General features: G+C 69.7%; 12 protein-coding genes. 7 read left to right on the top strand and 5 right to left on the bottom strand.

Annotated features, from left to right (window positions below; translation table 11 throughout):
• Positions 1 to 16: 16 nt before the first annotated feature.
• Positions 17 to 946 carry a hydroxymethylbilane synthase gene (gene hemC / locus NL1_RS12800; RefSeq protein ID WP_067838436.1) on the bottom strand — a complete coding sequence of 310 codons (930 nt, stop codon included), beginning with the start codon at positions 944 to 946 and terminating at the stop codon, positions 17 to 19.
• A gap of 58 nt (positions 947 to 1,004) precedes the next feature.
• On the opposite strand from hemC, the gene NL1_RS12795 reads away from it, so the two are divergent.
• The gene (locus NL1_RS12795) at positions 1,005 to 1,502 is read left to right on the top strand and encodes a DUF6461 domain-containing protein (RefSeq protein WP_067838433.1); all 498 of its coding nucleotides are present in this window, start codon (positions 1,005 to 1,007) and stop codon (positions 1,500 to 1,502) included.
• A 47-nt stretch (positions 1,503 to 1,549) separates the two neighbouring features.
• Here the strand turns inward: NL1_RS12795 and NL1_RS12790 are convergent, their stop codons facing one another.
• A complete protein-coding gene (locus NL1_RS12790) occupies positions 1,550 to 3,184 on the bottom strand; it encodes an MFS transporter (protein ID WP_067838431.1) in 1,635 nt (544 codons plus the stop codon).
• 128 nt (positions 3,185 to 3,312) lie between these two features.
• Here NL1_RS12790 and NL1_RS12785 point away from each other — a divergent pair, with 128 nt between their 5' ends.
• The 5 genes from NL1_RS12785 to NL1_RS12765 all read left to right on the top strand — a co-directional run bounded on the left by NL1_RS12785 (position 3,313) and on the right by NL1_RS12765 (position 8,483).
• On the top strand, positions 3,313 to 3,945 hold the full coding sequence (locus NL1_RS12785) for a PadR family transcriptional regulator (protein WP_245673212.1): 633 nt from the start codon (positions 3,313 to 3,315) through the stop codon (positions 3,943 to 3,945).
• A 75-nt stretch (positions 3,946 to 4,020) separates the two neighbouring features.
• Positions 4,021 to 5,274 (top strand): bifunctional 3,4-dihydroxy-2-butanone-4-phosphate synthase/GTP cyclohydrolase II, encoded by a 1,254-nt coding sequence (locus NL1_RS12780; protein ID WP_067838645.1) that lies wholly within the window; start codon positions 4,021 to 4,023, stop codon positions 5,272 to 5,274.
• Between the two features lie 290 nt (positions 5,275 to 5,564).
• Positions 5,565 to 6,431, top strand: coding sequence for an expansin EXLX1 family cellulose-binding protein (locus NL1_RS12775; RefSeq protein ID WP_067838427.1), 867 nt, complete (start codon positions 5,565 to 5,567; stop codon positions 6,429 to 6,431).
• A gap of 196 nt (positions 6,432 to 6,627) precedes the next feature.
• Positions 6,628 to 7,641: a zinc-binding alcohol dehydrogenase family protein gene (locus tag NL1_RS12770; protein ID WP_067838642.1), complete on the top strand. Its 1,014-nt coding sequence runs from the start codon at positions 6,628 to 6,630 to the stop codon at positions 7,639 to 7,641.
• A gap of 179 nt (positions 7,642 to 7,820) precedes the next feature.
• Positions 7,821 to 8,483, top strand: coding sequence for a cutinase family protein (locus tag NL1_RS12765; protein WP_067838639.1), 663 nt, complete (start codon positions 7,821 to 7,823; stop codon positions 8,481 to 8,483).
• A gap of 69 nt (positions 8,484 to 8,552) precedes the next feature.
• On the opposite strand, the gene NL1_RS12760 is transcribed toward NL1_RS12765, so the two are convergent.
• From NL1_RS12760 to NL1_RS12750, 3 genes are read right to left on the bottom strand one after another with little or no spacing between them, the layout of a single operon-like run.
• Positions 8,553 to 10,112 carry a multicopper oxidase family protein gene (locus NL1_RS12760; RefSeq protein WP_067838636.1) on the bottom strand — a complete coding sequence of 520 codons (1,560 nt, stop codon included), beginning with the start codon at positions 10,110 to 10,112 and terminating at the stop codon, positions 8,553 to 8,555.
• 5 nt (positions 10,113 to 10,117) lie between these two features.
• Positions 10,118 to 10,504, bottom strand: coding sequence for a hypothetical protein (locus NL1_RS12755; protein WP_067838425.1), 387 nt, complete (start codon positions 10,502 to 10,504; stop codon positions 10,118 to 10,120).
• A 33-nt stretch (positions 10,505 to 10,537) separates the two neighbouring features.
• The gene (locus tag NL1_RS12750; protein WP_067838423.1) at positions 10,538 to 11,647 is read right to left on the bottom strand and encodes an amidohydrolase family protein; all 1,110 of its coding nucleotides are present in this window, start codon (positions 11,645 to 11,647) and stop codon (positions 10,538 to 10,540) included.
• A gap of 177 nt (positions 11,648 to 11,824) precedes the next feature.
• On the opposite strand from NL1_RS12750, the gene NL1_RS12745 reads away from it, so the two are divergent.
• A partial coding sequence (locus NL1_RS12745; RefSeq protein WP_156094819.1) for a sigma-70 family RNA polymerase sigma factor occupies positions 11,825 to 12,361 on the top strand: 537 nt, incomplete at its 3' end.

Here is a 12,361-nt window from a genome sequence, read left to right as displayed (position 1 = left end):
GCGATCCCTTGCAGTATCAGTGCGGGATGGAATCGATGAGCGCGCGGGCGCCTTGGCGGAGCAGGTCGGCGCCGACGAAGAAGCCGAGCGCCTTGGGGTCCTCCGGCACGCCCCAGTGTTTGGCGTCCAGCCAGCGGCTGCCGTCGCTGTTGAAGACCTTGCCGTGCAAGGTGAGTCGGCCCGTGGGGTCGGTGGTGGCGTAGCCGGCGATGGGGGAGTTGCAGTGGCCCTGTAGCGCGTGCAGCATGGCGCGTTCGGCGTCGGCGTGCCGGTGCGTTTCCGGATGATCGAGTTCGCCGCCGACGTCGAGCAGCCAGGCGTCGTCGGCGCGGCATTCCAGTGTGATGACGCCCGCGCCGATCGGCGGGCACATGGTGTCGAGGTCGAGGATCTCGGTGATTCGGTGCTCTTGGCCGACCCGATGCAGTCCGGCCACCGCCGCGATGAGCACGTCGACGTGACCCTCCTCGAGCCGCGCCAGGCGGGTGTTCACGTTGCCGCGCAACGGTTTCACGGTGAGGTGCGGGAAGTGCAGATTCAGCTGCGCCTTACGGCGCACCGAACTGGTGCCGACCACGGTGCCCTCCGGCAACTCCGCCAGCCTCGCGCCGCTCGCGGTGATCACCGCGTCGTGCACGTCCTCGCGGGCCAGAAATCCGGCGAAGGCCAAGCCCTCCGGCACCGGGATGTCGCCGGGGATGTCCTTGAGGCAGTGCACCGCGAGGTCGGCCTGGTCGGTCTGCAGCGCGAGGTCGATCTCCTTGACGAAGGCGCCCTTGCCACCGAGTTTCGACAGGTCCCCCATCCAGCGGTCGCCCGCGGTGGTGACCTTCACCAGTTCGCTGTCCACCCCCAGCCCGGCGAGCAGCGCCGCCACGTGCTCGGCCTGCGCGAGCGCCATGGGGCTGGATCGGGTAGCGATGCGAATGATGCGCGTCCGCGACATGGGCAGCAGACTACTCCCGGGGTGATCGCCCCGTCACCGAGGGCAAGGAGAGAAGAGTATGGGCTGGAACGCCGCCGGATTGCTGGTGGAGGGGGAAGTGGGCTCCGACGTGCTGGCAGCGCTGCCCGGCGCGCCGCAGGCATCGGGCGAAAAAGGTTCGGGCGACGAGGTTTTCAGCAACAGTTTTCCGGCCGATTACGCGGTCGCGACGGTCGGCGGCTGGACCGTACTCGCCGACCCGTGGATCAGCGCGCTCTACGACGAGACGCTCTCGCCGCGCCTGGCCGAAGGGCGGCGGGTGCTGACGTTCATCGCGAACAGCGTGACCAGCACGTATGGCATGGGCTGGTACGTAGACGGGGCCGTCGTGCGCGACGTGCTCGTGGTCGAAGGGGAAACGGTCGCCGAGGAAGGCGTCCCGCTGCCCGAGGAAGACGGAATCGGTCTGTACGAGGAGGACGACGTCTTCGCCTTGATCTCGCGGCTCACGGGGGTGGACTTCGGCACCATCGTGGACGCGGAGTATCGCTTTCTGAGCAATACCACGGCCGAATGACGCGTGGCGGGGCCGGTAGCTGACCGGCCCCGCCACGGGCAACGGCATCAGTAGGCGGTGCCGCCGGTCGCCGGAGTGCGGCCGTGCCGCATGACCAGCGCGATCAGCAGGGCGAGCGCCGAGGCTCCCGCCGCAACCCAGAACCCCAGTTCGTAGCCGCGGTCGCCGAAGATGTCGGGAATCGGGCTCGGCACAGCGGGCTGACCGGCGACGCTGACCAGCGCCCGCATCGGGCTGGCGTTCAGGAACGCGGTGACGATCGCCAACCCGATCGCCACGCCCATGGACTGCATGACCCCGAGCATGCCCAGGCTGATGCCCTGTTGCTCCTGCGGGACCGCCTCGACCATGAGGATCGGCATCGCCGCGTAGTAGAACCCGAATCCGATGCCGAACGCGGCGCTCACCCAGAGGAAGGTCGCCGAGGTGTGCGGGAGGACGGCGTAGCAGACCCCCGCGCCGACGAACAGCGCGAGCGCGGCGATCAGCGGCAGCCGAGCGCCGATCCTGCGGGCCAGCGCACCGGCCAGCGCGCCGCACAGCATCGCGAGCACGGCTTGCAGCAGCGCGATGCGTACCGCGAATTCCAGTAGCGTGTAACCGTTTCCGTAGCTGTAGCCCGGATCGAAGGCCACCTGCACGGCCTCGGGCGGCATCGGTTGTCCGGTCTGTTGCTGGATCTGCGCCAGCGTGGCCTGCTGCACCCCCGCGGAGACAGTGGCCTGGTCGGGCGTCTGCGTCATGTAGCCGAGCGCATACGACTGCACGCCGATCAGGAACGACGCGAACAGCGCGCCCGCGAGCACCAGGGCCACCCGCGGGTGGAACAGCAGGCGCATGTCCATGATCGGCCGGCTGACCCGGTTCTCGATCACCACGAACAGCACGAGCAGCACCAGACCGGCCACGAGCCAGGCCAGCGTCGTCGGCCTGCTCCAGCCCCAGTCGTGGCCTTTGTCCAGGTAGATCAGGGTGAGTCCGGCGCCCGCGGAGAGCAGCACCGCGCCGACGACATCGATGCGCTCGGGCACGCGCAGCTTGGACTCCGGCACCACGAAGTAGACCACCGGCAGCATCAGCAGCGTGAAGCCCGCGAGGCACCAGAAGATGGCCCGCCAGCTGTAGTTGTCCACCAGGAAGCCGCCGAGCAGCGGACCCGCGATGGCCGAGAGACCCAGACCGGTGGCGGTGATGCCGAGGCCGAGCGGAACATACTTGCGCGGCAACAGATCCCGGATCAGGCCGTAGGCGATCACGGCGGTCGCGATGGCGGTGGCCTGCAGGCCGCGCCCGATCAGGAACAGCGCCCAGTTCGAGGTGACCGCGTCGAGCAGGCAGCCGAGCATGAACAGCACGCCGCAGACGAGGAACATCCGCTTCTTGCCCCAGACATCGCTCATCTTGCCGATCAGCGGCGAGGCGGCGGCGCCGATGAGGCCGAAAACGATGATGGCCCAGTTGATGTTCGCGCCGACGCCGGGGAAGGTCGGGGCGATCTTCTGCAGCGCCGCGGCCACGATCGTGTACTGCATCGGGGCGACTTCGGTGAACAGCACGATGACCGCGAGCACGGCGAAGATCCGGCCGCGCGAGGCGCCGTCGAGTCGTCCCGTGTCGTCGGCGGATTCGGATACGACGCCCGGACTTTCGGTGGTCGCGGGGTCGCGGGGAATGGTGGACATGGGTCGCCCTCCGATGTTCTGGTGATACGTGTTGTGAAACCTGTCACACCGGGGCCGGATCGATGCCGCGCGAATCCCACTCAACGGGATTTTTCACCTGTTATATGCCTAGGCGATATAGTCCTAGCGTGACCGATGCCAAGCCTGCTCCCGCGGACGCCGGCGTGCCCGATCTGCCCACGACGAGCTGGGCGGTGCTCGGAATGCTCTCGCATGCCGAGGAATTGTCCGGCTACGACCTGAAGAAATGGGCCGATTGGAGCCTGCAGTTCTTCTACTGGAGCCCGTCGTTCAGCCAGATCTACGCCGAGCTCAAGCGGCTGGAGAAACACGGCTACGCCACCTCGCGCACCGTGCTGCAGGACGATGGGGTGCGCGGCAAGCGGATGTACGCCATCACCGAGGCCGGGCGGGCCGCGGCGGCGCACTGGGTCAATCACGCGCCGGTGGAGGCGCCCGTCCTCAAGCACAGCGTGATGCTGCGCGCCTGGCTCGGCCATCTCGCCGAACCGGACCGGCTGCGGGAGATCCTCACCGAGCACATCGGCTACGCCGAGCGGATGCGCAAGCTCGCCGAGGTGGACGCCGAGGGCGCCGACGAGAATCCGGACTGGGCCTACCCCGGCGCGGTGCTGCGCTGGTGTGTGCGCCACTACGAGGCCGAGCGGGACTTCGCGCGGGAGCTGCTGGCCGATGTGGACAAGCTCGCCGCGGGGCAGCACCCGAAGCGCGCCGCCAAGGGCAAGCGTCGCGTGTCGTGAGGCAGGCCCGCTGAGCGGGACTGCCGCTTCCTATATCGATTAGGGATATTTCTACTAGTCATATAGGAGGTGGTCATGCGTACCGAATTCGCAGGACAGCGGACATTGGATCCGGTCGAGACGGCGATCGCGGCGATCGGCGCGGGCGGTATGGCGGTCGTCGTGGACGACGAGAACCGCGAGAACGAGGGCGATCTGATCCTGGCCGCCGAACTGGCGACCACGGAGTCCATCGCGTTCCTGGTTCGCCACACCAGCGGCGTCCTGTGCGCCCCGATGGCGGGGCCCGACCTGGACCGCCTGCTGCTGCCGCCGATGACCGCGGTCAACGAGGACCCGAAAGGCACCGCGTACACCGTGTCGGTCGACGCGGCGCACGGCGTCGCCACCGGCATCTCGGCCGCCGACCGCGCCCACACGCTGCGCACACTCGCCGACCCGCGCACCGAGGCGGACCAGCTGACCCGCCCCGGTCACGTCTTCCCGTTGCGCGCCCACCCGAGCGGTGTGCTCGGCAGGCCCGGGCACACCGAGGCGGCGGTGGATCTCGCCCGTCTCGCCGGACTGCGCCCGGCCGGGGTGATCGCCGAGGTCGTGCGCGACGACGGCGCCATGGCCAGGCTGCCCGAATTGCGCGAGTTCGCGCGCGCACACGGACTGCCGATCATCTCGATCGCCGATCTGATCGAGTACCGCCGCCGGGTCGAGCGGACGGTGACCCGGGTCGTGCAGACCAGGATGCCGACGAAGTACGGCGAGTTCCGGCTCGTCGGCTACCGCGACGAGCTCACCGGAACCGAGGCGCTCGCCATGGTCTTCGGCGATCCGGGGCCGGACGGGGTGCTGGCGCGCCTGCATTCCGAATGCCTCACCGGCGACGCGCTCGGCTCGCTGCGCTGCGACTGCGGCGACCAGCTCGACGCCGCACTGCGCGCGGTCGCCGCCGAGGGCAGCGGCGTGGTGGTGTATCTGCGCGGGCAGGAGGGGCGCGGCATCGGACTGCTGAACAAGTTGCGCGCCTACGAGCTTCAGGATCTCGGCGCCGACACGGTCGAGGCCAACGTGGCGCTCGGGCTGCCGGTGGACGCGCGCCGCTACGCCGCGGGCGCGCAGGTGCTGGCCGATCTCGGTGTCCGCTCGGTGCGCCTGTTGAGCAACAACCCGGCCAAACAGGCGGGGCTCGAGGAGCACGGCATCGCCGTGGCGCGCAGGCTGCCGCTGCAATCCACGCCGACCGAGCACAACATCCGGTACCTGCGCGCCAAGCGCGACCGGATGGACCACCAGCTGTCGGAGATGGAGGCGGAGCTGGAGCGGGCGAGCTCGTAGCGTCCGCTCGGGCGATCTCCGTCGACAGTCGCGCGCGGCCGGAACGGATGCGAAAGGAACACCGGTCGGATCTTTTCCGGTGCCGCTCTGTCGCCCTCCGCTGAATGCTGGCTATTTGCTTGCGGATTGCCGGGTTGTGAGTCTCGCACGGTGAAGAATTTCCGTTCAGGCCATACGGTACGAATTCTGCTGCTTTCCTTGTCGAGTCAGGATCGACAGTCCGCGAGCGGGACATGTGGAAGCCGGTGACAGCGGTGCACCGAATACCGATACAGCAGGATCGTTTTCGGATGGGCTGGGTGTGGTCGGTCGTCGGCGCGGTGATCGCGCTGGTCGGCGTCGCGGTGTGGGCGGCACGGCCCGAAGCGGTCTCGTGCGAGCCGGCGGCGGGTGGCGGCGAGCAGGCCGTCCCGACGTGGTCGCCGGTGACCGGAGGCAGTCCCGGTGTGCCCGCGCGGCATTGGCCGCCGCTGCCGCCGATGCCAGGTGAGGCGCGGTACTACTCGTTCGGCTCGAACGTCGCGTGCTCGTACCAGGACCTGCCCGCGGACGGGCTCTACGCCGGCCTGTCCACCGCGGAGTTCGGCCGCGCCGACCTGTGCGGCGGTCACCTCGACGTCCGCGGTCCGCTCGGCGCGGTGCGCGTGCTCGTCGCCGATCGTTGCCCGGGATGTGCTCCAGGGCAGCTCGATCTGAGCGCCGCCGCGTTCGACCGGATCGCCGACCCGGCCGACGGTGTCGCGCAGATCAGCTATCGGCTGGTGCGGGATCCGGAGCCCGCCCCCGAACTCGGCTACACGGTGAAGCCGGACTCGACGGCAGCCTGGCTGGCCCTGCTGGTCACGGGCACCGGCAACCCGATCCGCCAGGTCGCGCTGCGCGACGAGGAAGGCGTGCAGTGGCGCGAGCTGAGGCGCGGGACCGACAACTACTGGACCCTCGCCGGGGCCGGATCGGGACCGTTCGTCGCGCGGATCACCGACGCGTACGGGCACGAGGCCGAGATAGTCGGGGTGACGACGGATCCCGGCGAACACTGGACCGGCGTGCGGCTGTACTCCGCCGCCCCGGCTGGTCCCGGACCGCTTTTCACGCCCGCCACCCTGCCCGTGCACACCCAGCCGTCGACCGTCGCCTCCGCGCTGTGCGTTCCCTAGCGTGACGGGCTGGCCGATCGGAGGGTCGATGAACCGGTCCCGGGCCGCGCTGCGCCAGGTGCTGGACTTCCCGCGCGATCGACTCGTTCTCTACCGTCGACCTGCCCGGTAGCCGGGAATGCGCCGCGGCGGCGCGATCGTGCCAGACTTGTTCGAGGGTCCGTCACATCGCGAAGAGGTGGATCGGAGTGAATCGATGATCGCTTGGCGCGTACGCCGCCCCGGCCCGATCGATGGCGGGCCGATCGATCTGGTGCGCGAGCCTGTGCCCGAGCCGGGCGCGGGGGAGTTGCTGGTGCGGGTGCTCGCCTGCGGGGTGTGCCGTACGGATCTGCACGTTGCCGAGGGCGATCTCCCGGTGCACCGGGACGGCGTGACGCCCGGCCACGAGGTGGTGGGTGAAGTCGTCGCGCTGGGTCCCGGGGCGACGGCGTCGTCCGGACCTGCCTTCGCGCCCGGCGACCGCGTGGGCATCGCCTGGCTGCGCCATACCTGCGGAACCTGCCGCTACTGCCTGCGCGGCGCCGAGAACCTCTGCCCGAACTCGCGCTACACCGGCTGGGATGCCGACGGCGGTTATGCCGAATTCGCCACCGTCCCCGCCGAGTACGCGCACCACCTGCCCGCGGGGTACGACAACGCCGAGACCGCGCCGCTGCTGTGCGCGGGCATCATCGGCTACCGCGCGCTGCAGCGCGCCGACCTCCCCGAGGGCGGGCGGCTCGGCCTCTACGGCTTCGGCGGCAGCGCGCACATCGCGGCGCAGGTCGCGCTGGCCCGCGGCGCCGAAGTGCATGTCATGACCCGTGATCCGGCCGCGCGGGAGCTGGCGCACGAGCTCGGCGCCGCCTCGGTGCAGGGCGCAGCCGATCCGCCACCGGTGCTGTTGGATTCGGCGATTCTGTTCGCGCCCGTGGGCGAACTGGTACCGCCCGCGCTCGCGGCACTGGATCGCGGCGGTGTGCTCGCGATCGCCGGGATCCACCTGAGCGACGTCCCCGCGCTGAACTATCAACGGCACCTGTTCCAGGAGCGGGAGATTCGCTCGGTCACCGCGAACACCCGAACCGATGCCAGGGAATTCCTGGCACTGGCCGAAAAACACCGGATAACCGTGACGACGCGGGGGTACTCCCTGGACAGGGCGGATCGGGCCCTCGCCGATCTTGCGCACGGACGTTTCACGGGCGCAGCGGTTCTCGTCCCGTAGCGTCCTCGCGGCGCCGGGCGACCCACGCACACAACGATTGTGCGATGACTCGGTCTCACTTGGATCGAGTTGCTTGACGCAACCCACTCACCTTCTTACCTTCGCGTATATAGCCGAGTGATTGTCACTGACAACCGTCACTCGGTGTTTTCTCACAACGGCGTGAGTGGGTGATCGTCATGGCGAACCGGAAGGTAAATCTGTTCCGAAAGCGACCTCTGGCAAGAGCATTCGCAGTGCTATTGCTCGTGGCGGGGGTCGGAGCGGCGACAAGTCTCGGCACGCACGCGTCAGCGGACGCGTGCGCGGCGGTGGACGTGGTCGTGGCCCGAGGTACCGGGGAACCGGGGTGGTTGGGCAGTGTGGTCGGAGACCCGCTGTACGGCACTCTGCTCCAGGCACTTCCGGTCGACTCCACGGCGTACGCGGTGAACTACCCGGCGAACCTGCTCGTTCCGTCCTCGGTGAGCGACGGGACGAGGGACATGACCGCGCACATCATGGCCCAGGCGGCGATGTGCCCTGATCAGCGGTTCATCCTGGTCGGTTACTCGCAGGGTGCGGTCGTCACGCACGGTGTGCTCGGCACCGGCATCGTGACCGTGCTGCCCGGCATGTACGTCCTGCCGTACGAGCTGGAATCGAGGATTGCCGCGGTGCTGCTGTTCGGTGATCCTGTCCGCCTGCTCGGATGGAACGTGCCAGGTCACTACGCCTGGCGCACCGCCAACTACTGCACCGGCGGTGACCCGGTGTGCGGCGGCGGTTTCGATCCGGCGGCGCACGGCAACTACGGCTGGGCGATGTGGCTCGCCGCGAACTTCGCGGCCGTCCGCGTCTGAGCACCGGCCGGGAAATCCGGGACGTTGGGGTCGGCGGCGACGCCGGCCCCAATGTTGTGTGCGCTCTGGTCATTCGGTGACGAAGTCGGCCATCATCGCCATGTCCTCGTGCTCGAGATTGTGGCAGTGCAGCATGAACGGGCCCGGGTAGTCGGTGAAGCGCACCGCGACCTCGACCGCCTCGGCGGGACGCAGGTCGACGGTGTCCTTCCAGCCCGCGTCGAATCGGCCTGGTGCGCGGTTGTTTCGGCCGATCACCTGGAACGGATCGAGATGGACGTGCACCGGGTGGTGGAAATCGGTGAGGAAGCGCCAGATCTCGACCGTGCCGAGTTTCGGCCTGGCCAGCGGCTCGCCCGGTACGTAGAGCCTGCCGTTGATGGCCCAGCCGTGCTCGCGCAGCTGAAAGTGGAAGGTGCGCACCGCGACAGCCGTGCTCGGGTCCAGCGCGGCGATCCGGCTCAGCCGCTCGGGGACGGCGGTGTCGTCGCGCCCCGCTGACCCGGTGAGGTCGAAGCGCATGACCTCGGAGGTGCGTCCGGCACCGAACTCGTTGCGCAGGCGCACCCGCGTCCCCGGACGGTAGCGCGCGAAATCCACGACGAGGTCGACCCGTTCGCCCGGCGAGAGATCGACCGTGTCGTGGGCGACGGGACGTTCGAGAAGTCCGCCGTCGCTGCCGATCTGGACGAGCCCGCCACCGCCGGGCGGCGGCGGATCCAGCGCCAGGCGATAGCGGCGGGCATTGGATCCGTTCAGCAGCCGGAACCGGTAGCGCAGCGGGTCGACCTCGAGGCACGGCCACGGCGCGCCGTTGACCAGCACGACGTCGCCGAGCACACCGTTCATGTAGGCGTCGGTGACGCCCGCGACGCGCAGCGCCGGATCGGCCAGCGGGTAGGCGAACGACCCGTCCTCGGCGAACGAGCGGTCGGCGATCAGCAGCGGAATGTCGCGTTCGCCGGTGGGCAGCGGCAGCGCCGCTTCCTCGTCGTCGGTGATCAGGTGGAATCCGGCGAGGCCTCGCCACACCGCCGGTCCGGTGAAGCCGTGCCGGTGGTCGTGATACCAGAGTGTCGCGGCGCGTTGGTTGTTCGGATAGTGATAGTCGCGCTCACCGTGGGAGACCGCGTGCGCGCTCGGCGGTGCACCGTGTCCGCCGTGGTGCGCGCTCGGGGCAGCGGTCGCTCCGCGCGGAAGGATGACGTCCATCGGGTAGCCGTCGCTCTCGGCCGGGGTGTGTCCGCCGTGCAGGTGTACCACCACCGGATGCGGCAATTCGTTGCGGTGGCGCACCACGGACTTGCGACCCGCTCGCGCCCGAATCGTCGGACCGGGAAAGCTGCCGCCGTAGGTCCACGCGGGGGTGCGCAGACCCGGCAGGATCGCCAAATCGGTTTCGCGCTGGACGATTTCGTAGTGGTCCGCGTCCACATCGCTGCGCACCGGAGCGAGCACGGCGGGAATGGGCAGCGGTGTTCGAAAGGCCGGTGGCGGTGGCGTCGCGCTCGGCAGCAACCGGCCGGGTTGTCCCGGTGTGAGCAGCATGCCGCCGCGAACACCCGCCGCACCCAAGGTCGCCGCCGCGCCGAGACCCGCACCGGCCGCGAGGAACCCGCGCCTGCTCATCCGGCTCACGCGCGCCACCGCCATGCCCAGACCGTCAGTAGCGCGGTGCCGATCGCCAGTCCCACGGCCAGCGGTACGTGCACCGCGAGGACGCGCTGTTCGCCGAGCGGGATGAGCGCACCGGCGACGATCGTCTGTACGACGCTGGTCCGCACCGGCCAGGACGGTCCGGAACCGCGGCGCCACAACAGAATTGCGGCGAGGGTCTGGACGGCCATCGCCAGCGCGACAAAACCACCGTTGCGTCCGTGCGCGGCCAGCGCCTCGAAATGGCCGGACAGGAACTCGCCGGCCAGAAAGGCCTGGCTCAGCACGAGCGCGGCCTGCGCCGCGGTGACGGCCCGGAACAGCGCCAGCGGCCAGAAGGACGGGGGCGCAAGGGATTCGGTCACGGATTCTCCCGGAACAAGTCGGATCGATGGGCGTCAGCGGGTCTGCCGCACGCCGCGCCGCCAGACCTCGGCGATCGCGGAGGTCGCCGCGATATCGGTGGTCGGGTCGCCGGTGACGAGCAGGAGGTCGGCGCGCAGCCCCGGCGCGATCCGGCCGCGGTCGGCGAGCCCGAAATGCCGGGCGGGCAGGCTGGTCGCGGCGGCGAGCGCCTGTTCCGGCGTGAGGCCCGACTCGGTGAGCAGCCGCAGTTCGGTGTGCAGGTCCACGCCGTGCGCGGGGACGAACGGGGTGGCGTCGGTACCGGCCAGCAGTGGCACGCCCACGCGGTGCAGGGCGCGTGCGACCCAGGTGGCGCCGTCGAGGGTTCCGTTCCGTGCGCAGTCCGGCGTCTGCACCGACCGATCGTTGATCGCGGCGAAATACACCAGCGTCGAGACGACGAAAACGCCCTGCAACGCGACCCGGTCGACGAGTGCGTCGTCCGGGTCCGTCCACACGTGGGCCAATCCGTCCACGCCCGCGTCCAGCGCGATGCGCACCTCGGCGGCGGTGATGGCGTGGGCGACGACCCGCAACCCGGCCGCGTGCGCCGCGGTCACCAGCGCCCGCGCGGTGTCGGCACCGAGCACCGGCAGTTCGGCGCCGTGTACCGCGCCGTCGTCGACGACGATTTTCAGGTAGTCCGCGCCCTCGGCGAGGCGGGCGCGGACGAAATCCGCTGCCTGGTCGGGCCGCTCGATGGTGTCGAACGGTGCGACATCGAGCGCGTCCATCCCGGGCGCCGCGAGCAGCTGACTCGGGTGTCCGCCGGGCGCGGTCGCGAGGGTGCCCGCGCTGCGCAGGTCGGCGACGTCGTCCCGCTCGGCGGCCAGCGCCCGCAGAGCGGGTAGATGGTTCGGCAGGCAGAACATGTCGAGTTCGGTCGTGACGCCGTGGCGCAACGCCTGCGCCAGGTCGTCGCCGAACACGTGGGTGTGCGCGTCGATGAGTCCCGGCAGCAGTGTCTTTCCCGCGCCGTCGATCTCGACGTCGGCGGGGCCGCCGTCGTAGTCGGCGATGCGGTCGTCGACGATCAGGACGGTGGCGTCGTGGCTGGTCTTCTCCCCGTCGAACAGCCGGACGTCGCGGATCACGGTGCGCATGGGTGGTCTCCTTCGTTCTCGGCGGCGGGTGCCGCGTACGGAGATCAGGAGTGGTGCGGGCGCCGCGAATGTGACGCAGGAGTGAGATGGATCACGCCGAGGCCGTGCGGCGTCACACCGTGACGGTGCGAAGCACTCTCATGCTCGAGAGACGAGCGGGCGAAAGAGGGAGAAGTGATGGAAGATCGGACCGTGGGCGCGTTGGACACCGATGCCGCGACCGAGGTTTTCGTGCGACACCGCGAATTGTTGTTCTCGGTCGTCTACACGATGCTCGGCAGCGTCGCCGACACCGAGGACGTCCTGCAGGAGACCTGGCTGTCGCTGGCGCCGCGCAATACGGCGCTGTCGGCCGAGCAGATCGGCAATCCGCGCGCCTACCTGGTGCGGGTCGCCGTGAATCAGGCGCTGGCCCGGCGCAACGCGATGATCCGGCGACGGGAAACCTATGTGGGACAGTGGCTTCCGGAGCCCGTGGTGCGCGAGGCCGAACCCGAGCCCGACGCCGCCGACCGCGTGGTGCGCACCGAGGCGTTCTCGATGGCGCTGCTGGTGATCCTGGAATCGCTGACCCCACTGGAGCGCGCGGTCTTCGTGCTGCACGAGGTGTTCGGGTACCCGCACACCGACATCGCCGAGATCCTCGGCCGCACCCCGGCCGCGGTGCGTCAGATCGCGCACCGCGCCCGCGGCCACGCGCAAGCCCGGCGCCCG

Source organism: Nocardia lijiangensis NBRC 108240, from assembly GCF_001613045.1.
GTDB lineage: Bacteria > Actinomycetota > Actinomycetes > Mycobacteriales > Mycobacteriaceae > Nocardia > Nocardia lijiangensis.
Note: the sequence above shows the minus strand (reverse complement) of the source record. Positions and strands in the feature narration are given on the sequence as shown.